Origin of the sequence: Mycobacterium sp. pR1184, assembly GCF_041287235.1 — a bacterium.
Classification (GTDB): domain Bacteria; phylum Actinomycetota; class Actinomycetes; order Mycobacteriales; family Mycobacteriaceae; genus Mycobacterium.
In genome coordinates this window covers 245,862-268,844 of record NZ_JBGGKR010000002.1, presented here as the reverse complement: position 1 = coordinate 268,844, position 22,983 = coordinate 245,862, and the positions used below count along the sequence as shown (strand labels likewise).

The window sequence follows — 22,983 nt, the reverse complement described above, 5'->3', positions numbered from 1 at the left end:
CGCTCACTGCCACCAGCAACGAAGGAGCTTGCGATCATGGTCACCATCTCGGACAAAGCGGTGCTGATTACCGGGGGCAACCGCGGTATCGGACGCGCCCTCGTCGACGAAGCCCTGAACAGGGGCGCCAGTCGGGTGTATGTCGGATCTCGAAAGCCGTTGGCCAACTACGGCTCTCGTGTCACACCATTGGCGCTGGACATCACCGAACCGGCGCAGATCCAACAGTCGGCCAGGCAGGTGGATGCCGTCGACATCCTGATCAATAACGCCGGTGTGGCGCGGTACGACGACCTAAGTGATCGATCCGCACTCGAACAACACTTGGCCGTCAACCTTTTCGGCACCTACGCGGTAATCAACGCGTACCTGCCTCTGCTGGCGCGCCACGGCGGCTCGATCGTCAACAACCTTTCGCTCAATGCCCTGGCGCCGTTGCCGATCATCCCGGCGTACTCGGTGTCCAAGGCCGCGGCGTTCTCGATGACGCAATCGCTGCGCTTCACCTTGGCTCCACAAGGTATCCGGGTGCATGCCGTACTCACCGGCCCGGTGGATACCGACATGACTCGAGGACTCGAAATTCCCAAAGCCTCAACGCAATCGGTAGCACAGGGCATCTTCGACGGATTGGAAAACGACGAAGACGAGATCTTTCCCGACGCCCTCTCGCAATCCTTGGCGGGAATGTGGCGCATGGGCCCGGCCAAGGTGCTCGAGAATCAATACGCAGCCCTGCTCGCCGGAGCCTAGCCCTTCAAAGGCCCAGTGCGGCAATCGATCGACGTGAATGCCGGGCAATTGGTGCTGCGATTCCCGACGGGACGAGGTTCAGCCACCCGGGAAAATGGGAGTCCACACAGTGACACCACAGTAAACTCTCGGTTAACGCGCGTACGGTCGGCGGCCATGAAGAAGTTGCTGTACGGAATGTCGCTGCTGATTCCGCTCGTTTCAATGGGCGCGCTGCCTGGCACGATCGCCACGGCAAGCGCCGATCCGGTGACCTTCTTGCCCGACTGGCCGAACCATAGAAATCAGACGGAAAAGACGATATGCGCCGCCTTGGCGCAGGGGTGGTCACGGCGCCAGATCGTCAGCACCGCGGAAAAGGCGAACAATTACGACCTGACCGGGGTGGATAGCGACGAGGCGGCCGAACGCGCCGACGCATACATCGATGCGGCTCGTTACGAGGATTGTCCGACGCTCAACGCGAGCTGATCTAGTTCAGGGGCCGCACGACGAGGCGCCGCAGGGTTTACCCGCAAGGCGCGTCGGGTAACTCCCATTCAACGAATCTGACTGGGTCGGAGCCGATGACCGTTGGCGCCGCACCGCGGAAAGAAGGATTGATCGTGGGCGCCAAGCACCGACTGACAGGACCGGGCAGACGACGCCGATTTCTCGTGGGTGGAGTTGCTCCCATTTCCCTTTTGGGCGCGCTGAGTTTTGCCGCACTGACTGTCGACACCGAAAAGCCAACGGCACCTGCCCATGTGACCGCGGCGACACCGGCGGCGTCGGTTCCGGTCAGTCAGGAGGGAGTCCTGATCGCGGTGTCGGAGGACTCGATAACCGCCCGAAGCGCCAGCGGATACACCAAGACCTATTTGCTCACCCCGGATACCACCCTCATTACCGACAACGGTAGAAAGCCGCTCACTGTCGCTTCGCATTTCACGGTGAACGATGCTGTGGACATTGTCGGAACGGTCCAAGGCGACAAGGCACTGGTGACCAGCCTGGCCCATCGCAATGTTGGGCACGGTGATGGCCCGCCAATGGATGTGATTGTCGGGCAATAGGTTAGCGACTAGTGAGCAAAGCGTCACAGTCGGATTATTGCCTATTGCCAAGGGGTAAACCACTTTTCAAGAAGCGCTTTGTGCGCGTCAGCCGCCCGAAAGGTGGATCCCCCCTATGACGTCGCCTTATCCGATAGACGTACTTCTCGTCGAAGACGATCCCGGCGATGAACTGATCACGCGAGAAGCGTTCGAGCACCACAAGATCGCCAACAAGCTCCATGTCGCACGTGATGGCGCCGAGGGATTGGACTTCCTCTACCGCCGCGGCGAATTTCGCGACGCGCCACGACCAGATCTGATCTTGCTGGATCTCAATCTGCCCAAATTCGACGGCCGTCACGTCTTACAGACCGTCAAATCAGACCCCGACCTGCAGGACATCCCGGTCGTCGTGCTCACCACGTCGTCCCTTCAAGAGGACATCTTGCGCAGTTACAACCTGCATGCCAACGCCTACGTCACCAAGCCTGTCGACCTCGACCGCTACATGGCCGCCATCAGAACGATCGACAACTTCTTCGTCCAGATCGTGCGGCTGCCCCCACGTCGCTGAGCCCGCAGGTCTCGGCGCGTCTGTTGAGCTGTGGCAGAAGCGATACGGGGCCCTGGTTTTTTCCAGAATCGACGGGGTATGCGATGGGCTATGAGCGTTGAGGTCCCCGCAGTTGTCGCCGTCCCGGCGCAGTTGAGTTGCGCGGGTGCGGCCGACGCCGCGACCGCGAGCAAGTTGCGTCACACCTTGCGGAACTGGTTGCGGGAGCTGCCGCAGGCGTCGCCACACGTCAGCGGGGACGTCATTCTCGGCGTCAACGAAGCACTGGCCAGGATGTCGTCGGCACCATGCGACTGCAGGCCGACTATGACCCCGCGGCGCAGACGATCAGCGTGTGCGTCAGCGATGGTGGCCGTTGGTGTCGGCGCTCGTCGCGCCAACCCCACGACCCTCGCGCGTCTCGCGGCATCATGTTGATGCACGCGTTGGCAGACCACTGCACCATCAACACTCACCCCGACGGCACCACGGTGTGCCTGGATTATTCGGCAGCCCAAACGGCTTGAGGCAGGTCGCTTCAAAGCCAGTCGATTTCAACGGCTTTGGTATTCGCGCGCGGCGCGGCGGTGGCCGCCTCCATACTTGCGACAGAGGCGGCCACCAGGTGCGTGTACCCGAATCAGAAGCCCGGCGGGTGCGGCGCTCCAGGCGGCGGCTGGCCAACCGGACCACCGGGAGGCGGGCCCCCAATCGGCCCACCTGACCCCGGGGGGCCGAACAGTCCACCCGGCCCGGGCGGCGGCGGTCCAGGCTGACCCGGGCCCGGTGGTGGCGGGAAGGGATCCGCTCCGGCCACCCCGCCACCGACGCCCGTCGCGGCGATCCCGAGAGCCCCCGCCAACAGCGACCCAGCGATTAACGTCTTTATCTTCATTACTCGACCCGTTTCTCATTTCTGTTCGTCGGTCCGTTTCCGTGGTTCGCACCCTTCGGCGGCGCACGTGCCGGCGGCGCCGGCCGACAAGCCGGCCAACGCGCGCATGCCGTCAACGGCCCTGGCCGGATGCCGGGGGCGGCGGCCCACCGGGAGCAGGTTGGTGCGCACCCGGCGATGGTTCGGGGGCCAAGGCTCCGGGCGGCGGTGGCGGCAGCTGCCCCGGCGGCGGCGCGAAGGCCGGTCTGGGCATCGGGGGCGGCGCTACCCAACCTCCGGCCGGGTCGGCCCATCCCAGGGGCGGGGGCATGGGAGCACCGCACCCACCCGGCGCGAAGCCGCACGGTGGGGGCGCCGGCATGGGGAACGGCCCCGGCGACAACGGGCCCGGCACGAAGATCGCTAGGAACAGGGTTGTCAGTATCGCTCCGAAAATGAACCCGGACGCGCCGACTCCGACCGCGACGCCGACGGGGTGGCGCCGCACGAAGGCCGGTCGGCCCAGCTGCTCGGCAGGAACTGCGGTCGGCGGGCGCTGGAATTCCCCAGTTGCCTCATCGGGTCTGGTCCGTAGTGGTTGCTCGTCGGCCATGCGTCCTCCAGATGTGTGACTGCTGTAGTGCCGGTGACGCTAGGAAGCGAATCTGGTCCCAACCTGAAGGCATCGACCCGAGGCGTCATTTCTTCATGTTGGTTTCAGAAACCTGTTGAGAATGAAGAGATGAGCCATCGCTTCGACTCCGATCGAGCGCCGCGGCCGGCTGGCAAACCCCGTTCCGGCATCGCAGCCCGGGTACTGGTCGTCGAGGACTCGGAGGCAATTCGCGAAATGGTCGGCGAAGCGTTGACCGGCGCCGGATATTTCACCGCGATGCGGCCCGATGGCGCAGGGCTGGAGGACGTGCTCGACGGCTTTCGGCCCGACCTGGTGGTGCTGGACGTGATGATGCCGGGGCGCGACGGCTTCGAGTTGATCGACGTTATTCGCGATTGGGGCCAGGCCGGGCTCGTGTTGCTCACCGCACGTGACGGACTGCCCGACCGATTGCGCGGTCTCGACGGGGGCGCCGACGATTACGTCGTCAAACCCTTCGAGCTGGCCGAGTTGATCTCCCGGGTGGGCTCGGTGCTACGCCGACGGGGCCGGCTTCCGACGGTCGTCCAGTGTGGCGACCTGACGTTGGACGTCGACGCGGCGGTGGCCACACGCGCGGGAACCGCGCTGGACCTCACCGGCACCGAACTTCGGCTGCTCGGGTTCCTGGTGGAGCAACGCGGGCGCATCGTCAGCACCGGGCAGATCCTGACCGCGCTGTGGGGCTACGACGCTTACGACGCCAATCTGGTGCATGTCCACATCAGCGGGCTGCGCCGGAAGTTGGAAGCCCACGGACCGCGCATCCTGCACACCGTGCGCGGCATCGGTTATCGCTTGCAGCCGGCACGGCCATGACCGACGACTCCGCCCCGGCGGTGCCGCGGACCCCGACCCCATCGCTGCGCCGACGGGTCGCCGTGCTTGTCCTTGGCGTGCTCACGGTGCTGCTGGTGGTGCTGGGCGTGACAATCGACGCGCTGCTGGGCATCCAGGCCCATCGCGATCTGCACGATCGGCTGATGGCCACCGCCGCGCGGGCCGATGCGCTGGCCGCCGGCAACATCCCGCCGGACCAGCTGGTGGCGCAGCTCAGCGGCGGCGGGATCCGCGTCTTGCTGGTGGCCGCGGACGGAAGCAGCTACGGGGACCCCGCCATCGCGTCCGACACGCGGGACGGCCCCACGGTCCCTCCTCCGCTGCCACCGCCACCACCGGGCTGGCAAGTCCCACCACCGCCGCCCGGCTGGGGTCCCCCACCGCATCCGCCCGCGGTATTCCCGTTCCCCCCGCCCGGAGCACCACCGCCGGACGCCACAGCGACGGTCGTGGTGCACCCGTTGGCCTCGGGCGGGCGAGTGATCCTGGTAGCCGACACGACGCAAACCACCGCGCTGATCCGGCACTTGCGTGAAGTGATGATCGCCGGCGGCGTGATCACCCTGGTGGTGGCCGGTATCTTGCTGGTCGTTGTCACCCGCACCGCCCTGCGGCCACTGGACCGGCTCACCACCCTCGCCCGATCCATCACCACCGGCGATCGGGGACAGCGACTGCGGCCAGATCGCGCCAACACCGAACTAGGCCGGGCAGCAGCAGCTTTCGACGGCATGCTGGACGCTTTGGAAGCGTCCGAACAGCGCACCCGTCAGTTCTTGGCCGATGCGGCCCATGAGCTGCGCACTCCGATCACCGGTATCCGGGCCACTGCTGAGCAGATCTTGGGTGCCACTGTGCAAGCGGAAAACGACGCGTCAGCGAACAGCCAATACCGCCGCGCGACACTGTTACTCAACGAATCCCGGCGGGCCGGTCGGCTGGTCGTCGACATGCTCGACCTGAGTCGCATCGACGCGGGCCTGACCCTGGAGCTCGCCGACACCGACCTCGTCGCGATCGCCGAAGCCGAACGCGAACGCGCGGCCATGCTTTCCCCCGATCTAACGGTGAGCCGTACCGGTGACCCAACCGCGCCCATTCACGCCGACCGCACCCGAGTAACCCAGATCGTGTCGAATCTCGTCGACAACGCCCGCCGGCACACCCCGGCCGGTGGCCACATCGTGCTCGAAGTGCGCGAGGCCGATCATTCCGGATTGCGATGTGCCGAGTTGACGGTCACGGACTCGGGACCGGGAATCCCGGACCCCGACCGCGAACGAATCTTCGACCGCCTTGTCCGACTTGACTCTTCGCGCAATCGGGACCACGGCGGCGCCGGGCTCGGCCTGCCCATCGCCCGCGCACTGGCGCGTGCCCACCAGGGGGAGCTGACCTGCCTGCCCAACGACAGGGGGGCGCGCTTTCGGCTCGTCCTGCCCTTACGTCGGGAGCCGGCGCACCGGGACGACAGCTAATCAGTAGACATCGCGCAGGTAGCGATGGCTCTTCACGAGGTCGTTGACGTACGCGTGTGCGGCGCCGTCCCTTATCCCGCCGCAGCTGGCCACAATTGTACGTAACGCCTCGTCGACATCCTTGGCCATGCGCTCGGCGTCGCCGCACACATAGACATACGCGCCGTCCTGCAACCATCCGAAGATGTCCGTCGCATTCTCCCACATACGGTGCTGCACATACTGTTTCGATTCCCCAGCCGCTCCATCGCGGGAGAACGCCAAGTCGAGTCGGGTCAGCGTGCCCGACCGGAGGAAGGCACCGAGCTCGTCACCGTAGAGGAAGTCGCAATGACGCCGCCGGTCTCCGAAGAACAACCATGATCGCCCGGACGCGCCGAGGACCTGCCGCTCTTGCAGGAAGCCACGGAACGGCGCGATGCCGGTGCCCGGGCCGATCATGATGATGGGCACGTCGGCCGCGGGCAACCGGAAGGAGTGGTTGGGTCGCAGGTGCACGCGTACGGTGTCAGCGCGGTCCGCCAGGAACGTCGACGCGACGCCGCCGTGCCGACGGTCGCCGACCGTGTAGCGAACCGTCGCTACCGTCAGGTGCACGTGGTCGGGGTGCACCAGTGGGCTCGACGCGATCGAATAGTCGCGCGACTGAAGTGGACGCAGGGTGTCGACGACTTCGTCGACAGTCAGCTCGCCCAGCCTGATCAGGTCGAGTACATCCTTGCCGTACCACCAAGAGCCCTGCCCCGCAACGGCTTCGGTGCTCAGCGCCTGCGCGGGGGCGTCGCGCGTGCGGGCGGCGACCAACGTCTGCAGCGCTCGCGACGGTGTCCGTATCTCGAGGTGCTCGGTGAGCAACTCCCCGAGGCCCTCGTCATAGCCGACGACGGCGTGGTCGGCACCCACGCCCAGCTCGCTCAGGATCGCTTCCACGAGTTTCGGATCGTTGCCGGCATGGACCGCGATGGAATCGCCCGCGTGGTAATCGATTCCAGCACCGAAGAGCTCCAGCTCGTAGTGACGGACCTCTTTGTCGGACTGGGGGGTGGTCAGCAGTCGGTTGACCACAACGTGCGCATCGAAGAGGGGATGGCTGCGATCGCGCCGTGCTTGTTCGGCATGGTCGGACGGGCGAGGCTCCGGCGCCCCGACGGCAATCGCGGTCGCAGGATCGGTGCGATCGGCCAGTAGCAGCTTGACGAGATCATCCGTCCACACCCGGGCCGCCTGCACATAGACGCCGTCGACGTCGACGCGGTCCATCAACCGGATTCCGCCCAGGGTTTCCAGTCGCTCATCGAGTAGCCGGCCGGCGTTGCAGAACTGCTCATATCCGGTGTCGCCCAGGGCAAGCACCGCGAACCGCAGATGATCCAGCCGCTGCGCACCCTCGGCACTGATCGCCTCCCAGAACAACGAGGCATTGTCCGGGAACTCGCCCTCCCCCCACGTCGAGCACACGACGACGAAGTGGGTCGCCGATTGCAGGTCGGTCGGCTCGATCTGGTTGAGCTCGATAGCGGTGGAGCTGACGGTGAGAGATTCTTCGACCGCTTCGGCGAACGTCATGGCAGCATCCTCGGCATTGCCCATGTCACTGCCGTAGCCGACGACCAGCGAGAATTCTGGTTGAGAAGTCATGATCGCTCCCGTCGCCGTCGCACGACACTCACTGTTTCATAAGCTTAGCCTTACCTTAGTTTTGGATCACGAAAGTAGCAAGAACTCCGCGGCTACCGCCCGGCAGGGCTAGCTGTCGTCGCGCTTGCGCGAAAGGAACGCCCGCATGTGCTGCTGCGGCTCGCCCGTCAGGAAAGCCAGACCGAACTGCTCGACGCTGTCTTCGATCGCGCCGTGCAGGGTCATATCGAACCATTTGTTGAGCAGGCGCTTTTGCTGACGGACCGCGGATGTACCGAACCCACTGAGTTTCGTGGTGAGTTCGGCGATGCGGTGGTCGAGCTGGTCGGCGGCGACCACCTCGTGCACGAGTCCCCACCCGAGCGCCGTCGCGGCGTCGATCGTCTCGCCGGTCAGCAATAGCCAGCCCGCATGCGAAGCACCGATCAGCGCGGGCAGCATCGCCGAATGGATGACCGACGGGATGCCGACGGCCACTTCCGGCATGCCAAATTTGGCCCCCGACTCCGCGATTCGCAGATCGCACGAGATCGCGACTTCCAGGCCGCCGCCGAGGCACCAGCCGGCGAGCCTGGCGATGACGGGTACCGGGCATTGGCGAATCGCCTCGCACAAGCCCGCGAGCCGGCGAATGAAAACCTCACCGGTCGAGCGGTCGAGGTCCACCATCTCGTTGATGTCGGCGCCGCCGATGAATGCCTGCTCACCTGCACCGCGCAGCACCACGACGCGGACGTCGGTGTCACCGCTGATCTCGCCGAACACCTGGGACAGTTCCTCGATGGCCCCGCTACCCAGGATGTTGAGCGTCTTGGAGTTGATCAGCTCGACCGTGACCAGGCCGCGATCGCGGCCCAGCCTGACGAATCGTCGCTCCAACTAACGGTTTTCGAGGTCAGTAAAGCGGGACCCACACACCGAAGAACCAGTAACCCCAACCGCCGAACTGCCAGTTGAAGACCGGAACAACGGTAAAGGTGTTGTAGGCGAACGGCGAGAAGTTGCTGCGCGCATACACCACGTCACGCGGGGGGCCGACCCACGGACGGTTCCAGCCACCCGGAGGCGGCGGGCCATTCCAGCCACCCGGAGGCGGTGGGCCGTACCAGTGTGGCGGCGGGTGACCCGGCGGCGGGCCGTCGTTCCAGCCCCAGCCTCGCGGCGGCGGTGGAGGCGGTGCGCCGTGGCCGACAATGCTGAAGCCGACAGATGAGTCCATCGGTCCGCCCACCTCGGCGCTGGCCGTCAGGTAGGTGCCGCGGGGCTGGTACGGCTCGTGCGGCGGTTGGGTGCTCGGCGCGACCACGGTCCGAGTGGGCCGCTGCCCGGACGGCGAGGTGGTTTGGCTGCCCGCCGGAGTCGTGCTTTGTGCGCTCGGCGCCGTGGTGGTTTGCTCGGCCGGCGTCGTGGTTTGGCTGGACGGCGGAGTCGTGGTCTGTTGGGCCGGCGTGGTCGTTTGGCTGGCCGGCGGAGTCGTGGTCTGCGTCGCCGGTGCGGTCGTGCTTGGCGCGCTCGCACTGGTTTGCGGCGCGGTGGTTTGCGGACTGGGCTGCTCAGTGGTCTGCGGCGCGGCCGTGGTCTGCGGCGCTGCGGTCGTCTGGGGCGCCGCCGTAGTCGCGGGCGCGGCCGTGGTCGCGGGTGCGGCGGTGGTGGCCGGCGGGGCGGTGGTTTCCGGCGCCTGCGGGCGCGGTCCGCCCGGCCCGCCGTGGCAGTTGCCATTCGGGCACGCCGGTGGGTCGAGCGGGAAGGCACTCGCGAATCCCGGGTTCAACGCCGAGATGCTGAGTCCCGCCGCGAGCGCCATCGCGCTGACACGCTTCTTCGACATTGCTGCGTCCCCTCTGGGCCTTCGGCCCCGACGATGTCTCGTTGGCCCGCGCTACGGGCAGGTCACGTCCATCTCAAAAGGCTTGGTTACCGTCTGCGGCTGTTCCGGATTGGTCATATCGGTACCGGTCGCGGTGCCCTTGATCGCGTAGTACTTGCCGTCCACGGCGGCCCCGGCATTGCTGGCCTGGTTCGGCGCCGCATCGGAATAGCCGAACGCGATGCCGTTGACGTTGCCCAGCCCGACCGCATGGACGATGGGCGGGTTGGCGTTGCTGATGACCGCACCCACGCCGGCGGAAGCATCACCAATCCCGATGTTGATGTTGTCGCCGTTCGGAGTGCAAGTGACCTGCCCGGTGACGTTCTGCTTCTGGCCGTCCACGATGACCTGTGGGCCGGCCGGTGCCGCAGCCGTGCTCGATGCGCCGGTGTTGGACTTGTTGCTCGAACAGCCGACACAACTGGCGACCACCATGGCCACGCCGGCCGCGCCGATCACGATCTCCCGTTTCACCGACCACTCCCTTGTGTTGCTGGTGCCGCTGACCACGTTCGCCTCTGTCAACACCTAGGGACCCTACCGGGCGGCGCGGGTCCGTACGCAAGATGCCGGAGCGGCTAGTACCCAATACCGGGCGCGCCGAAACCCGGTACCCGTCAGGGCAGAATTCGGATTCCCCACTTGCCCAGAAGCGGCTGCACCAGGGTGAAGTATGTGGTGTTGTCGTCACCATCCGGTGAGGACATCAAGATACCCACCGCGCTTACGGTCCCATCGTCGTTCTTCACGTAACCGGGACTACCGCTGTCACCACCCAGGCTGTACACGCTGGCTTCGACCACATCGCCGTCGATGTGGGTGATGGTTCCGCAGGTCTCTCCGGTGACCGCACCCAACTTGCAGAACGGTGAGCCCAGCTTAAGTTGGTTGCTGCTCAACACATCTCGGATAGTCAGTCCGCCGACACCACCGGTCGGCACACCCACGGCCGGGTTCAGGCGGATAATGGCGGCGTCGCGCTTGTCGCCTTCTTTCTCGCTGACGGTGATCGCCCCGAGCGGGATACTCGGGCCGTAGGTCCATACCGAGCCGTCGTGCGCGTCGCAATGACCGCTGGTCAGCAAGTAGTAGCTGCCGTCATTACCTTGCGCGGCGAAACCTGCTGTGCACCTGCTGCTTTCATCCTCGAGTTGCACGCCCGGCATCGGCGGCTCCTCGGCCGCAGCCGTATTCGCGAACACCGTCGCCGCCGTCATCATGGCAGCGAACAAGCCCAACGCCCGCAACCCCGCTATACCCACGCCGCTCTCCTCTTGTCGGGCCAGGATGCTACCAGCCGAATACGGCTTGTTCCTGGTCAGAGCGCGGCAACGTTATCCGACGTCGACGTGGCGGGACAGGAAATCCAGCACGGCGCCGGCGAAAACGTCATTGCGATCACCGGCGACCATGTGCCCCGCACCCTGCACATCGGTGAACTCGACCTCGGGAAAGCGCGCGAGAAACTCGTCGGCCCGTTCCTGGCTGACCAGATCGCTGACTTGGCCACGAACCAGCAGCATGGGCACGCCACTGCGCAGGATCGCCTCGACGGCGGTGTGCATGCGATCGGCGTCGGTGACCTCGAAGGGCGGGAAAGCCGCAGTGCCACTGATGAATTGGGGATCCCAATGCCAATACCAACGATCCCCACGGCGGCGCAGGTTGGTGGTCAGCCCCTCCAGGTCCGTCGGCCTTGGCCGGTACGGGTTGTATTCGGCGATCGCGTCGGCGACTTCTTCCAATGAAGCGAACCCGGATTCCACCCGGTCGGACATGAAGTTGTGGATGCGATTCGCCCCGGATTGCTCCATGTTGGGAACGATGTCGACGAGAACGACCGCACTGGCGATGCCGGGCGAGAGCTCCCCGGCCAGCAGCATGGAGGTGAAGCCGCCGAGGGAGGCGCCTACCAATACGGGTTTCGGCGGCAGCCCCCGCAGCACCTCTTGGACGTCCGCGGCAAAGCTGACGACGCGGTAGTCACCTTCGCTGGACCAGTCGGACTCGCCGTGGCCCCGCAAATCGATTGTGACGGCCTGCCAGCCACGCTTGGCGACCGCGGCAGCCGCGCGGCCCCAGGAGCGCCGGGTCTGTCCTCCCCCGTGCAAGAAGACCACGGCGCGGGAACGCGGATCGCCCTGGCGATCGGCGACGATGCGAACGCCACCTATCCCTGAGGTGGAGAACTGTTCAGGAGCCGTCGTCATCAGGAGATCCTAAGACGGCCCCGATCAGTCGTTGCCGGCTGGGGAATCGTGTTCGCCGCGAAAGAACTTGGCGACCCGCTGTGCGATCCGTCCCAATGGGCTTCCCGCTCGCTGCGCATCCTTGATGCGATCGTGCGTTTGCTTGCCTTCCCGGGCGTAATCGTCGACCGATTCGTCGCCTTCCTCAGCGCGCATGGGTGTCCTCCGTCTCTCAACGATCCGAGTTGCTGCCGGTACCGGCGGATCCGACATGTTCACTGCCCGAGCCGGTTTAACGTTGCCTACCCGCCAGGCGGGTACCAAAACGGTGCGCGCTCACGCGTCGTCGTCAGCTGCGCAATACGTTGTTCAGCGTGGCATCGAGCGGATGCCGCAGGCGCAGATCGGCATTCAGGACACCTGTTCCTTATGGGCCTTGACCGGCGCGGTGCTCGGCGGCAGCTTGAGCAGGTTGCCGCGCAGGCTGCCCCGGGCGGTGCGGATCGCCACCAACAACCAGGTGAACAGCAGGCCGCCGTAGCCGATGGCGGCCGCCACCTTGAAGGCCGGCAGGTGCGTGTGCGCCGCAAGCTGCGACGTCCCGGTCACGAAAGTGCCGACCGGGAAGGTCAGGCTCCACCACGTCAGGGCGAACGGCATTCCGCGTCGCAAGGTACGCACGGTGAGCGAGGTGGCCAGCGCGATCCACAGCACCGCGAAGCCCCACACCGGAACCCCATACAGAATCGCGAACGCGTTCAGGTCCTCGGCGACGTCGTGCTCGACGGCCAACCCCGCGACACCTCCGAGAAGCCCTGCCGCCGTGATGGATTGGCCAAGCGGACCCAACACGATCCACAGCGTCGGCACCCGCGCGGTGCCCGAGGTGCCGTACAGGACCAACCGGCTCCAGATCATCGCGATGATGTTCAGCGAGGCCAGCAGCGACAGCCCGAACATCGCATAGCAGAAATAAAGCATGGTTTGACGGCCGGTGCCCGCAGCCATGTGCGGCAGCAACAGCGCCCCCATCGCCGCGGTCACCATCGGCGGAACCACGGGCATCAGCCAGCCGCCGAACGCCGCGTCGGGTTCGACATCGTGCTGGGTGAACATCAGAAACGGAATGGTGACCGCGGTGAACAGCCCGCCAAGGGTCCCAGCGGTCCACAGCACCCAGTCCAGATCGACGGCGACACGCTCGCCGATCAGGTCTCTGCCGACCACCATCGCTCCCCCGCCGACGGTCATCAGTGCCATGGGAGCGGCCCCGTAGAAGTGGGCCATCTGCGGGTTGCGGGCGTGGCCGCGCGCCACCGTGGGGTGCCGCAGCCAGTGACCACCCACCACCACGATCAGCGTCGCCAGCAGTACCGCGGCGATCACCCACACCGCTTCCGCGAAAGCGCGCAGACCCACGACGTGAAACGGCAGCGTGGCACCGCCGATAGCAACGATTCCCGTTCCCATTACCGAGGCAAACCAATTGGGGCCGATGTTGCCGAGCACCTCGACCCGGGCATGCGACGACGGTGGGTTGTCAGAGGTTGCACTCGTCATATTTGACAGACCCTACTTCCCCGGGATCAGGCGATGTTGCGCTTACACTCCATCGGGTGACGTATTCCGTGCAAACGAGGCACACCGTGAACAAGACCCCCATCTTGGTCGGAATCATCGTCATGCTGGTAATCGGTGTACTCGCGCTGCCCACCAAGCAACGGTGCGGGGCACCGGGTCTGACTTGTGCCACCACTTTGGACAAACATGGCTATGTTCACTACTACTACGAGGTCGAACCGTTCGGCGTATACCTGGCGGAAATAGCGACCGGGTCGAATATCCGGGTGTTCTACCGTTCGGGCGAGGACCTCGAAAAGGTTCGCTAGCCTTGTGCCGCAACGGCTTTCGTTTATCCGTGGCAAACCTGCAACGCGTAAGCCATCGGTTCGTCGCCGCGCGCGTCGAGCTGTGACGACACCGCGAGCGTTGGACTCACGAAGTCCTTCTGGATACCGAATTTCGTTAGGTTAAGCGTCATCTCGACGGTGTCGGGTGCCGTCCTTCTGGCGTGCGTGCCAAGATCCGTCCGGATGTCGGCACCGTCGGATCGGGTGTTGGTGATCGCTAAGTCGTCGCTGCCCGGTCGCTGGGTCAGCACGGCGAACGGGGTGCCGTTGTTGGCGAGACGGTAGGTCAATTGATAGCTCGGCGCCGCCGGCAGAGGTTGGGCAAAGTGCACCACGAGTTGCAGAACGTCGGCCCGGGGATGGCTCACGCCGACCGAGTCCACGACGAGCGCCGGTGGCGGCCTGGTCACCGACTGCATCTGGCAAACAAGTCGGTCCGGCAGGTGCGACCAATCGTCGCGCGACGGCCGCACCCAGTTGTAAAAGCCGACGATCACGACGGACACCAGCAAAGCCAGGGGGATGACTGTCCGAAGACCCGGTGGGACCCTCTGCCAGATCTGCCGTAGGCCGCGTCCCGGCGCCTCGGCATCGACATTGCCCGCGTGCTGGTTTCCGTCCGGTGACGAGTCGGCATCGATCTCGTCGGCCATGTTTTCCTCCTGAGACCGGTCCGCGACGGTTACGGACCCTAGGCTCGGGGCATCCTAGCCAAAACATGCTGGTAGCGCGAAGATCGCCGTCGGCGATTTGGGCGATTCGCGAGCGTGAGAAGGACCACAGTGAGCCGCTGGGCGCGATCAAAATTGGGGGCTTCACAGCAAGCTACCGCATACTTGACCTCATGCTTTTCGCCTCATCACCGCAAACCGCTGATGCGGTATCCAGTGGTGTCCGGGTGAAGGGTCAAGGTTTCTGATGGCACGCTCCGGCGGTGCACATCGCCGCCATCGAGCGGTTCGCCAACCGTCACCTCTGCGCAGAGGGGTGACGCGGGCGTTCATGACGCTGGTGTCCACCGCCGCGGTGCTGATGACCGGCGCCGGCTACTACGTGGCGCACGGGGCGTTGGGTGGCATCACCGTGTCCCAAGCGCTGAGTCCCGACGATCCGCGATCCAGCGGCGACAACATGAACATCCTGCTGATCGGACTGGACTCGCGAAAAGACCAGGACGGCAACGACCTTCCCAATTCGATCCTCAAGCAGCTGCACGCGGGCGATTCAGATGATGGCGGCTACAACACCAACACGCTGATCCTCGTGCACGTCAGCTCCGACAACAAGGTGGTCGCCTTCTCGATCCCGCGCGACGACTGGGTCCCGTTCAACGGCGTGCCCGGGTACAACCACATCAAGATCAAGGAGGCGTACGGCCTCACCAAGCAGTACGTCGCTCAAAAGCTGATCAACCAGGGGATGAGCAGCCAGAAGGAGCTGGAGACCAAGGGCCGCGAAGCCGCCCGGGCAGCGACATTGCGGGCGGTGCGCAACCTGACCGGGGTGCCGATCGACTACTTCGCCGAGGTCAACCTGGCCGGCTTCTACGATCTGGCGCAAAGCCTGGGCGGCGTGAACGTCTGCCTCAACCACGCCGTCTACGACTCCTACTCCGGCGCCGACTTCCCCGCCGGGCCGCAACGGCTGGATGCCTCCGAGGCGCTCGCCTTCGTCCGGCAACGTCACGGGCTGGACAACGGCGACCTGGACCGTACCCACCGCCAGCAGGCGTTCATTGCGTCGGTCATGCGAGAGCTACAGGATTCCGGCACCTTCACCAACCTGGACAAGATGAAGAGCCTGATGGCCGTGGCTCGCAAAGACGTCGTGCTGTCGGCCGGCTGGGACGAGGACATGTTCCGTCGCATCGGCGAAATCGCCGGCAGCGCAGCGGCGAATCAGGTGGTATTCCGGACGCTGCCGGTGGTCCGGTACGACAACATCGGCGGGCAGGACGTGAACATCGTCGACCCGGTGGCGATCAAGGCCGAGGTCGCCTCGGCGATCGGCGGCGATATGCCGACAAGCTCGTCCCCGACGACGGCCGCCAAACCCAATCCGTCGACGATCGTCGACGTCGTCAACGCAAGCAGCACAAGCGGTCTCGCCAGCCAGGTGTCGCGCGCACTGAAGAAGTACGGCTACACCGCGGGCACGGTCCGCGACCGCAACTGGTTCGATCCGAGCAAGACATCCATCCAGTACGGCGCCGGCGCCCAGGCCGATGCGCAGAACCTGGCGAACCTGCTCAGCCTGGACGCCCCCAAGCAGCCCGACGCCGGCGTCGAACCCGGACACGTCCGGGTGATTGTCGATACCAGCTTCACGATGCCGACGCCGGACGAATCGATGGACGATTCGTACTCGTCGTCGTCCTCGTCTTCGTCCACCACGACGTCGACCAAGAACAGCTGGAATTACGGCTACGGCACCAGTACCTACCCGACACCCGATCAGGGCAAGCCGATCGACGGTCGCGGCGTGCCGTGCGTTAACTAGCGGCGATCGCAGGCACGTTCAGGCGTGCGTGCCGCCGTCCATCCGAATCTCGGTGCCCGTGATCCAGGCTCCGTCGTCGGAGACCAGCATCGCGATCACGCCGGCCACCGCCTCGGGTCCGGCCATCCCCGCGCCGCTGGATTCCGTCGTGGTGGGCAGGATCGGCATCAGCCGGGGAAACAGCGACCAATCAGCGTCTTTCGGGATGTATCCGCCGGTCGCATCGGTGATTCCGGACTTGATGCTGCCCGGCGCGACGCACGCGGCACGCAGACCGTCCTTCGCATATTCCAGCGCCAAGGCATGGGTGAACGCCTGGATTCCCCCCTTGCTCGCGGCGTAGGCCGCCATATAGGGGTGGGCGAACGACGCCGACGTCGAGCTGAAGTTGACGATCGCGCTGCGCGAATTCGTCAGTAGTGCCGGCAGTGCTTCGCGGACCACGAGGAAGGTGCCGGTCAGGTTGACGGCGATGATCTGGTTCCAGTGGTCGAGGGTGGTCTGGTGGGTGTGCCAGGCCCGCAGGATGCCGGCCGCGTTGACCAGCGAATCCAGGCCGCCGAGCTTCTCGACCGCCCGGCGGACGCCGTCGATGACGGAGTCCTCGTTGCCGACGTCGATCGGCATAGTGGTGAGCCGCTGCGCTGTCCCTGCCTCCTGCGCGCCGGCCTGGGTGTTGCTGAGACCGTCGGCCGAAATGTCGGCGGCGACGACGCCGGCGCCTTCGCTGAGCAACCGCAACGCGGTGGCTTGGCCGATCCCCGACGCGGCGCCTGTCACCAGGATCCGCTTGCCCTCGAGTCTGTTCATCTGCTTCTCCTAGACCACTCCGCGCAGCGCATCCTCACCGAACATCTGCACCATCATCGAGGAGTAGTCCGGGCCACGGCGCAGGATGTGGCCGCCGTCGACGTTGATGCACTGTCCGGTGATCCAGTTCGCCGCGTCGCTGAGCAAGAACAGTGCCAGGTTGGCGACGTCGGAGACCTCACCCACCCGCGGCAGCGGTGTGCACAACGCATAGTCGCCGCTGATCTCCGGGGACTGAATGACGCTGGCATCAACGAGATCCGTGCGGATCAAGCCCGGGCGGATGCTGTTGACCCGCACCCAGGACGGCCCGAGTTCGTCGGCGGCCAACATCATCATGTGGTCGATCGCCGACTTGGTGACGCCGTAGGGTCCGAACCATCGGTGGGTGTTGCTGGCCGCGATCGACGAGATTCCCACGAACGAGCCGCCGCCGCCGCGCACCAATTCACGACACACGTGCTTGAGCACGTACATGGTGCCATTGACGTTGAGGTCGACGGTGTTTCGCCATGCCTCCGAGTCGGTGTGGGTGATCGGCCCGATGGTCAGCGAGCCGCCCGCGCAGTGCACCGCACCGTTGAGCCGGCCGTGCCAGGCCGTGGCCGCGTCGACCGCACGGGTCACCTCCTCCTCGTCGGTGACGTCGGCGGGCTCGTAGCGGATCGCACCGCCTTTACCGGCGCTGTCGGCCAGCGCCTGGACCTCCTCGACGGCGCCCGCCAAACGGTCGGCATTGCGCCCGACGATCATGACGGAAGCCCCGGCCGCGGCCAGCCCGGCGGCCACGCCTTTACCGATTCCACTGCCGCCGCCGGTGATCACATACGTCCGGTCTTCGAAAGATAGCTGCACGAGGGCCCTCTCAAACTGGAACAGGTTCTAGCTATAGAAGCATGCAGCACCCTTGGCGAATATCGCTACCCCGGGTCTCGTTAGGTTGTCGCCCCGGCTCTTACGGCTGATCGCGGCGAGCGATCTTCGTCGGCTTCGCGTTGCGCCAGTCCTCGACGTGCGGCGGCTGGCCGACCGGCCACCTGTTCTCGTTGAACGCGGCCCAGTGCGCATGGCCCAGCAGGTGGACGTGGAACGCGTGCCGCAGCGCCTCGGTATAGCCCATCGCGTCGGAGGCGGCATTGACCGAATCCTTGATCAGCAGCGACGCCATCGTGGGCCGCTCGGCGATACGCCGCGCGAATTCCAGTGTCTTTTCTGCTAATTCGTCGACCGGGAAGACTTTGGAAACCATACCCAATCGGTGTGCTTCATCGGCGTCGATCGAATCACCGGTCAGCAGCAGCTCTTTGGCCTTACGCGGCCCGAATTCCCAAGGGTGGGCATAGTATTCGACGCCCGGCATTCCAAGTCGTACGGCAACCACGTCGCTGAACTTCGCGTTCTCGGCCGCGACGATCAGATCGCACGCCCAGATCAGCATCAGGCCCGCCGAGATCGCGTTGCCCTGCACCTGGGCAATGGTGATCTTGCGCAAATCGCGCCAGCGACAAGTGTTTTCGAAGAAATAGTGCCATTCCTGGTGGTACAGCTTCTCCATGATCGGCTCGAGGGTGGCACCGCGTGACCGGAAGCTCGGGTGCTGCCCGGGCCCGGGTGCACGCTCGGCCAGTGCCTGTTCGGAGCCCAAGTCGTGGCCGGCGGAGAAGTTCCTGCCGCGCGCCGCCAGGATCACCACGCGCACGGTGTCATCGGCCTCCGCGCGGCCGAACGCCTCGTCGAGCTGGACCAGCAGACCACGGCTCTGCGCGTTGTGAGCCTCGGGCCGGTTGAGCCAGATCCGCGCGATGCGGCCCTCGTCGAGGGTCTCGTAGGCCACCAGCTCATCGGCGCTGGAGTTGGCCGCAGCGGCATCGGCTTGCTCGGAGACTGTCATTGCGCCACCTCGTTCGTCGTTGAATGCGCTTGTTTACACATTACGGCGAGTGTGTAAGCAACTGCGCGTTGGGTTGGTCGCCGCCAGTCGAGCTGCGGCCGGCCGGGCTACGGCCGGTCGAGTGCGGCCGCCAGGAGGGCGGCGGCGGATTTGAGCAGGCCCAGCGAGCGGGCCAGCTCAGCGTTCTCTTCCTTCAGTTGATCCAGTTCGGTGGCCTCATTGGTGGCCACGGTGGCCTCGCTGCGGCGGGTCCGCTCGTGCACCGTCTCGGTCAGCGTGTTGCCGAGCGTGTCGGTGACCGCCCGGATCGCCATCCGCTCCATGTCATGGCGTCCGTGCACCGCCGCGACCGCACGCGTCTCCTCCAGGTGCGCGGCCCCGTTGACCGCGACCGGCGGCGGCACCGCGCGCAATTGCTGTCGCGCCATCTGGCCCGCGGCAGGCTCCGCGCCGGAGGCCACCGCATGGGGTTGCTCCAACAGGTGGTGCAGCTCGGCTTCGTGCTGCTCGATCTCCGATTCCCGCTCGGCGAGCCGCGCTTCGTGCTGCTCGAGCTCGTCCTCCTGCTGGCGAAGCTCGGACTCCCACTGGTTGAGCTCGGCTTCCCGGCGGCGAAGCTCGGACTCGCGCTGGGCGAGCTGCGCCTCGTGCTGCGCGACTTCGGCCTCGTGCTGGGCGAATTGCGCCTCGCGCTGCGCGACCTGGGCTTCCCGGTAGCGAAGCTGGGCGACCTGCTGGGGAAGCGGCGTTGCCCGGTGGGCGAGCTGGGCCTCCTGGTGGCGAATTTGTTCCCCGTGCTTGCGGATTTCGACTTCTTTCCGGCGGACTTCGGATTCGTGCTCGTGCAGCATGGCCTCCCGCTGGGCCAGCTCGGCTTCCCGCTTCTTGAGCCCCCCGTCGCGGTTGCGCAGCTCGGCGTTGCGGTGACGAAGCTCGGCGTCCTCTTCGATGTGACGGATCAGCTCTTGCTCAACCAGGTCGATGAACAGGTCGACTTCTTGCTCGCTGTAGCCACGTTTCCCAATACGCGCCCTGGAGAACGCGACATTGTGAACATCGGCCGGCGTGAGAGCCATTGTTGTTCTCCCGAAGTCTTAGATGTCAACGCAACGCCAAAATGCGACGCACTGCGGCTTAGGATAATGCCTTTGACGCGATGACATCCCGGTTTGCCTTTGAACAACTGGACATCAGTCAGTAGACAGACAGGTGCGGCCCTGCGCAGGCCACCGCGAAACGAGCCCCCGGCACTACCGTCGGGTCGCGTCTTTCCACGTCGCGACCGTGATCGTGCCGACGCCGGCCCACCCCGGACCGTTACCCCGACCGTCAATTGGGACCGCCGTGGATCCCACCGGATGCCCGGTGCCTGAGCCGTCGCGAACGTTCGCCAGGACGCCCCGCGGAATCATCACCCGGAATCCGGCGAATGCGAATCTTCGGATTTAACTTCCAGCGCTTTGCCCGGCCCTGCGGCACACAGCCGTGACCGCATGTCACTGCGAGGAAGTTTCGGTATTTGTTAACGATTTCAGTTCTTTGCATGAACAAATGACGGCGCGAGGGTTTCGGTCCGGTGCGCGGCAGAAACAGACCCGACCCGTGGGCGACCGGATTCCCCCACCGCGCCAGACGCCTGCGGGCCGATGTCGGCGTCGCATAGAGTTGTCCTATGCCTACGAAATCTGACCCTGGCGAAATCGGCGATGTCGAGCCGCTGGCCGACAGCACCGCTAACCAGGCCAGGCGGGTCGTCGCCGCGTACGCGAACGACGCTGACGAGTGCCGCGTTTTCTTGTCCATGCTCGGTATTGGACCGGCGAAACTCGACGCGTAAATGGCTCCCCGGGGAAGCCAGCGCTCGACGACTTCACAGTTCGGGAATTCCGACTTTGTGGTGGTCGCTAATCGGCTGCCGGTCGATTTGGAACGGCTTCCTGACGGCACCACAAGCTGGAAACGCAGCCCGGGCGGCTTGGTCACGGCCCTGGAGCCGTTGCTGCGCAAGCGCAGTGGGGCGTGGGTCGGGTGGCCCGGCGTCGTCGACGACGAAGTCGACGTCGACGATGAGCCGGTAGCCCAAGACGAGCTGCAGCTCTACCCGGTACGTCTGTCCTCCGACGACGTCGCCCAGTACTACGAGGGGTTCTCCAACGCGACGCTGTGGCCGCTGTACCACGACGTCATCGTCAAGCCGATCTACCACCGCGAATGGTGGGACCGCTACGTCGAGGTCAACGAACGCTTCGCCGAAGCCACCTCCCGCGCCGCCGCCCAGGGCGCCACGGTATGGGTCCAGGACTACCAACTGCAGCTGGTCCCGAAGATGCTGCGCACCCTGCGCCCGGATCTGACCATTGGCTTCTTCCTGCACATCCCGTTCCCACCGGTCGAGCTGTTCATGCAGATGCCGTGGCGCACCGAGATCATCGAGGGCTTGCTGGGTGCCGACCTGGTCGGGTTTCATCTGGTCGGTGGCGCACAGAATTTCCTGTTCCTATCCCGGCAACTGGTCGGCGCCAACACCTCGCGCGGTGCCGTCGGGGTGCGGTCGCGGTTCGGCGAGGTGCAGCTGGAATCCCGCACCGTCCGGGTGGGCGCCTTCCCCATCTCCATCGACTCCGGCGCTCTTGACCAGGTAGCGCGGCATCGCGACATCCGGCGCCACGCCAAGGAGATTCGCGCGGAGTTGGGCAACCCGCGCAAGATCCTGCTCGGGGTCGACCGGCTCGACTACACCAAGGGCATCGACGTTCGGCTGAAGGCGTTTTCCGAGTTGCTCGCCGAGGGTCGTATCAAGCGTGACGACACGGTGCTGGTCCAGCTGGCCACACCGAGCCGCGAACGCGTGGAGAGCTACCAGATTCTGCGCAACGACATCGAACGCCAAGTCGGCCACATCAACGGCGAATACGCCGAAGTCGGACATCCGGTGGTGCATTACATCCATCGCTCGGTTCCCCGCGACGAGCTCATCGCGTTCTTCGTGGCCAGCGACGTCATGCTGGTCACTCCGCTGCGGGACGGCATGAACCTGGTGGCCAAGGAGTACGTCGCCTGCCGCAGCGATCTGGGCGGTGCGCTGGTTTTGTCCGAATTCACCGGCGCTGCAGCCGAATTGCGACAGGCCTATCTGGTCAACCCACACGACCTCGAGGGCGTCAAGGACGCAATCGAGGCGGCGCTCAATCAGCCGGCGGACGAGGGCCGACGGCGGATGCGATCGTTGCGGCGCCAAGTGCTCGCTCACGACGTGGACCGTTGGGCACGATCATTTCTCGATGCGCTCGCCGAGGCGCATCCGCCGAATACGAAATAGCGGCGGACCCATGGTGTTGGCGCCGAAACGCTGTTTTACTCGATGCAGCGTATTGAGAAAGCCGGAAGGGAGGGCCCTGTGAAGATGCGTCGCGCGCTGGCCGCAGGAGCCGGCGTCTTCTCAGCAGTGGCAATCGGAATCGCGCTGGAATCCGGTAACCCGGCACACGCGCTCGGCCCACCGGCAGACGGCAAGTACAGCTACAACGAGGCCGGCGTTTCGGGGGTCACCTGGACCATCACGGCCATCTGCGATCAGCCCTCCGGAACCCGGAACATGAACGACTATTCCGACCCGATCATTTTCGCGATGCAATGCGCGCTGAACGTGGTGAGCGCCACTGACGAGAAGATCAGCGCTGCCGACAAACTGCAGAATTTCAGCGGCCGGGCCCGGATGTCCAGCATGCTGTGGACTTTCGGCGTCGACAAGGCAGACGGGGTGTCCTGTCCGGGGGGCGGCACCGCACCGTCCAGCGAAACCTGGGCCTTCAGCGACGAATCCATGAGCGGCACACATACCACGATGCACGGCGCCGTCTGCGGCATGGAACCGGCGATGAAAAAGACGCCGTTCTCGCTGCAGATGACCGGGCCGCCGCCCAGCCCGATCCAGCGTTACCCCATGCACTGCAACGAATTTGCGATGTGCTTCTGAGCGGATCGGC

At 65.3% G+C, this 22,983-nt stretch carries 24 protein-coding genes and 1 pseudogene; 12 read left to right on the top strand and 13 right to left on the bottom strand.

Features of this window, described 5'->3' with window-relative positions; all coding sequences use genetic code 11:
- The first annotated feature begins 36 nt into the window (after positions 1-36).
- The 7 genes and pseudogenes from ACAG21_RS04455 (at position 37) to ACAG21_RS04425 (ending at position 6,190) form a co-directional block, all read left to right on the top strand.
- On the top strand, positions 37-753 hold the full coding sequence (locus ACAG21_RS04455; RefSeq protein ID WP_370494785.1) for an SDR family NAD(P)-dependent oxidoreductase: 717 nt from the start codon (positions 37-39) through the stop codon (positions 751-753).
- Positions 754-909: 156 nt separating this feature from the next.
- Complete coding sequence (locus tag ACAG21_RS04450; RefSeq protein WP_370494784.1) at positions 910-1,224, top strand: hypothetical protein; 315 nt, start codon at positions 910-912, stop codon at positions 1,222-1,224.
- Positions 1,225-1,358: 134 nt separating this feature from the next.
- Entirely contained in the window at positions 1,359-1,808 is a 450-nt protein-coding gene (locus ACAG21_RS04445; protein ID WP_370494783.1) for a hypothetical protein, read from the top strand.
- Between the two features lie 115 nt (positions 1,809-1,923).
- Entirely contained in the window at positions 1,924-2,364 is a 441-nt protein-coding gene (locus ACAG21_RS04440; RefSeq protein ID WP_370494782.1) for a response regulator, read from the top strand.
- 90 nt (positions 2,365-2,454) lie between these two features.
- Positions 2,455-2,870: pseudogene (locus ACAG21_RS04435) on the top strand (ATP-binding protein).
- Between the two features lie 1,089 nt (positions 2,871-3,959).
- Entirely contained in the window at positions 3,960-4,691 is a 732-nt protein-coding gene (locus ACAG21_RS04430; protein ID WP_370494781.1) for a response regulator transcription factor, read from the top strand.
- Positions 4,688-6,190 (top strand): sensor histidine kinase, encoded by a 1,503-nt coding sequence (locus ACAG21_RS04425; protein ID WP_370494780.1) that lies wholly within the window; start codon positions 4,688-4,690, stop codon positions 6,188-6,190. Before ACAG21_RS04430 ends, ACAG21_RS04425 begins: the two co-directional genes overlap by 4 nt.
- On the opposite strand, the gene ACAG21_RS04420 is transcribed toward ACAG21_RS04425, so the two are convergent.
- The 8 genes from ACAG21_RS04420 to ACAG21_RS04385 form a co-directional block, all read right to left on the bottom strand.
- Complete coding sequence (locus ACAG21_RS04420) at positions 6,191-7,828, bottom strand: sulfite reductase flavoprotein subunit alpha (RefSeq protein WP_370494779.1); 1,638 nt, start codon at positions 7,826-7,828, stop codon at positions 6,191-6,193. It lies immediately after the preceding gene.
- Positions 7,829-7,936: 108 nt separating this feature from the next.
- Positions 7,937-8,707: an enoyl-CoA hydratase gene (locus tag ACAG21_RS04415; protein WP_370494778.1), complete on the bottom strand. Its 771-nt coding sequence runs from the start codon at positions 8,705-8,707 to the stop codon at positions 7,937-7,939.
- A gap of 16 nt (positions 8,708-8,723) precedes the next feature.
- A complete protein-coding gene (locus ACAG21_RS04410) occupies positions 8,724-9,656 on the bottom strand; it encodes an MAP_0585 family protein (RefSeq protein WP_370494777.1) in 933 nt (310 codons plus the stop codon).
- 51 nt (positions 9,657-9,707) lie between these two features.
- The gene (locus ACAG21_RS04405) at positions 9,708-10,172 is read right to left on the bottom strand and encodes a lipoprotein LpqH (protein WP_370495034.1); all 465 of its coding nucleotides are present in this window, start codon (positions 10,170-10,172) and stop codon (positions 9,708-9,710) included.
- Between the two features lie 143 nt (positions 10,173-10,315).
- Entirely contained in the window at positions 10,316-10,960 is a 645-nt protein-coding gene (locus tag ACAG21_RS04400) for a S1 family peptidase (protein WP_370494776.1), read from the bottom strand.
- 72 nt (positions 10,961-11,032) lie between these two features.
- Positions 11,033-11,908 (bottom strand): alpha/beta fold hydrolase, encoded by an 876-nt coding sequence (locus ACAG21_RS04395; protein WP_370494775.1) that lies wholly within the window; start codon positions 11,906-11,908, stop codon positions 11,033-11,035.
- A 24-nt stretch (positions 11,909-11,932) separates the two neighbouring features.
- Positions 11,933-12,103 carry a hypothetical protein gene (locus ACAG21_RS04390; protein ID WP_165796487.1) on the bottom strand — a complete coding sequence of 57 codons (171 nt, stop codon included), beginning with the start codon at positions 12,101-12,103 and terminating at the stop codon, positions 11,933-11,935.
- Between the two features lie 195 nt (positions 12,104-12,298).
- On the bottom strand, positions 12,299-13,447 hold the full coding sequence (locus ACAG21_RS04385; RefSeq protein WP_370494774.1) for a TDT family transporter: 1,149 nt from the start codon (positions 13,445-13,447) through the stop codon (positions 12,299-12,301).
- A gap of 122 nt (positions 13,448-13,569) precedes the next feature.
- On the opposite strand from ACAG21_RS04385, the gene ACAG21_RS04380 reads away from it, so the two are divergent.
- Positions 13,570-13,776, top strand: coding sequence for a hypothetical protein (locus ACAG21_RS04380; protein ID WP_370495033.1), 207 nt, complete (start codon positions 13,570-13,572; stop codon positions 13,774-13,776).
- Positions 13,777-13,799: 23 nt separating this feature from the next.
- Here ACAG21_RS04380 and ACAG21_RS04375 read toward each other — a convergent pair whose 3' ends face one another.
- Positions 13,800-14,450 carry a DUF2510 domain-containing protein gene (locus ACAG21_RS04375; RefSeq protein WP_370494773.1) on the bottom strand — a complete coding sequence of 217 codons (651 nt, stop codon included), beginning with the start codon at positions 14,448-14,450 and terminating at the stop codon, positions 13,800-13,802.
- Between the two features lie 265 nt (positions 14,451-14,715).
- On the opposite strand from ACAG21_RS04375, the gene ACAG21_RS04370 reads away from it, so the two are divergent.
- Positions 14,716-16,296 carry an LCP family protein gene (locus ACAG21_RS04370; RefSeq protein WP_370494772.1) on the top strand — a complete coding sequence of 527 codons (1,581 nt, stop codon included), beginning with the start codon at positions 14,716-14,718 and terminating at the stop codon, positions 16,294-16,296.
- A gap of 18 nt (positions 16,297-16,314) precedes the next feature.
- Here the strand turns inward: ACAG21_RS04370 and ACAG21_RS04365 are convergent, their stop codons facing one another.
- The 4 genes from ACAG21_RS04365 to ACAG21_RS04350 form a co-directional block, all read right to left on the bottom strand.
- Entirely contained in the window at positions 16,315-17,106 is a 792-nt protein-coding gene (locus ACAG21_RS04365; RefSeq protein ID WP_370494771.1) for an SDR family NAD(P)-dependent oxidoreductase, read from the bottom strand.
- A gap of 9 nt (positions 17,107-17,115) precedes the next feature.
- On the bottom strand, positions 17,116-17,961 hold the full coding sequence (locus tag ACAG21_RS04360; RefSeq protein WP_370494770.1) for an SDR family oxidoreductase: 846 nt from the start codon (positions 17,959-17,961) through the stop codon (positions 17,116-17,118).
- Positions 17,962-18,061: 100 nt separating this feature from the next.
- The gene (locus ACAG21_RS04355; RefSeq protein WP_370494769.1) at positions 18,062-18,997 is read right to left on the bottom strand and encodes an enoyl-CoA hydratase; all 936 of its coding nucleotides are present in this window, start codon (positions 18,995-18,997) and stop codon (positions 18,062-18,064) included.
- Between the two features lie 107 nt (positions 18,998-19,104).
- Positions 19,105-20,073: a DivIVA domain-containing protein gene (locus tag ACAG21_RS04350; protein WP_370494768.1), complete on the bottom strand. Its 969-nt coding sequence runs from the start codon at positions 20,071-20,073 to the stop codon at positions 19,105-19,107.
- Positions 20,074-20,669: 596 nt separating this feature from the next.
- On the opposite strand from ACAG21_RS04350, the gene ACAG21_RS04345 reads away from it, so the two are divergent.
- From ACAG21_RS04345 to ACAG21_RS04335, 3 genes are all read left to right on the top strand, one after another.
- On the top strand, positions 20,670-20,834 hold the full coding sequence (locus ACAG21_RS04345; protein WP_090607062.1) for a hypothetical protein: 165 nt from the start codon (positions 20,670-20,672) through the stop codon (positions 20,832-20,834).
- Positions 20,835-22,316, top strand: coding sequence for a trehalose-6-phosphate synthase (locus ACAG21_RS04340; RefSeq protein WP_370494767.1), 1,482 nt, complete (start codon positions 20,835-20,837; stop codon positions 22,314-22,316).
- Positions 22,317-22,394: 78 nt separating this feature from the next.
- Positions 22,395-22,973, top strand: a complete 579-nt coding sequence (locus tag ACAG21_RS04335; RefSeq protein WP_370494766.1) for a hypothetical protein — start codon at positions 22,395-22,397, stop codon at positions 22,971-22,973.
- Positions 22,974-22,983 lie beyond the last annotated feature (10 nt).

Coding starts and splice junctions, on each gene's coding strand:
- ACAG21_RS04370 (WP_370494772.1), top strand. CDS start 14,716: ATGGCACGCTCCGGCGGTGCACATCGCCGCCATCGAGCGGTTCGCCAA.
- ACAG21_RS04340 (WP_370494767.1), top strand. CDS start 20,835: ATGGCTCCCCGGGGAAGCCAGCGCTCGACGACTTCACAGTTCGGGAAT.
- ACAG21_RS04385 (WP_370494774.1), bottom strand. CDS start 13,447: ATGACGAGTGCAACCTCTGACAACCCACCGTCGTCGCATGCCCGGGTC.
- ACAG21_RS04420 (WP_370494779.1), bottom strand. CDS start 7,828: ATGACTTCTCAACCAGAATTCTCGCTGGTCGTCGGCTACGGCAGTGAC.
- ACAG21_RS04395 (WP_370494775.1), bottom strand. CDS start 11,908: ATGACGACGGCTCCTGAACAGTTCTCCACCTCAGGGATAGGTGGCGTT.
- ACAG21_RS04355 (WP_370494769.1), bottom strand. CDS start 18,997: ATGACAGTCTCCGAGCAAGCCGATGCCGCTGCGGCCAACTCCAGCGCC.
- ACAG21_RS04455 (WP_370494785.1), top strand. CDS start 37: ATGGTCACCATCTCGGACAAAGCGGTGCTGATTACCGGGGGCAACCGC.
- ACAG21_RS04375 (WP_370494773.1), bottom strand. CDS start 14,450: ATGGCCGACGAGATCGATGCCGACTCGTCACCGGACGGAAACCAGCAC.
- ACAG21_RS04350 (WP_370494768.1), bottom strand. CDS start 20,073: ATGGCTCTCACGCCGGCCGATGTTCACAATGTCGCGTTCTCCAGGGCG.
- ACAG21_RS04410 (WP_370494777.1), bottom strand. CDS start 9,656: ATGTCGAAGAAGCGTGTCAGCGCGATGGCGCTCGCGGCGGGACTCAGC.
- ACAG21_RS04365 (WP_370494771.1), bottom strand. CDS start 17,106: ATGAACAGACTCGAGGGCAAGCGGATCCTGGTGACAGGCGCCGCGTCG.
- ACAG21_RS04425 (WP_370494780.1), top strand. CDS start 4,688: ATGACCGACGACTCCGCCCCGGCGGTGCCGCGGACCCCGACCCCATCG.
- ACAG21_RS04345 (WP_090607062.1), top strand. CDS start 20,670: ATGCCTACGAAATCTGACCCTGGCGAAATCGGCGATGTCGAGCCGCTG.
- ACAG21_RS04390 (WP_165796487.1), bottom strand. CDS start 12,103: ATGCGCGCTGAGGAAGGCGACGAATCGGTCGACGATTACGCCCGGGAA.
- ACAG21_RS04450 (WP_370494784.1), top strand. CDS start 910: ATGAAGAAGTTGCTGTACGGAATGTCGCTGCTGATTCCGCTCGTTTCA.
- ACAG21_RS04440 (WP_370494782.1), top strand. CDS start 1,924: ATGACGTCGCCTTATCCGATAGACGTACTTCTCGTCGAAGACGATCCC.
- ACAG21_RS04380 (WP_370495033.1), top strand. CDS start 13,570: ATGCTGGTAATCGGTGTACTCGCGCTGCCCACCAAGCAACGGTGCGGG.
- ACAG21_RS04430 (WP_370494781.1), top strand. CDS start 3,960: ATGAGCCATCGCTTCGACTCCGATCGAGCGCCGCGGCCGGCTGGCAAA.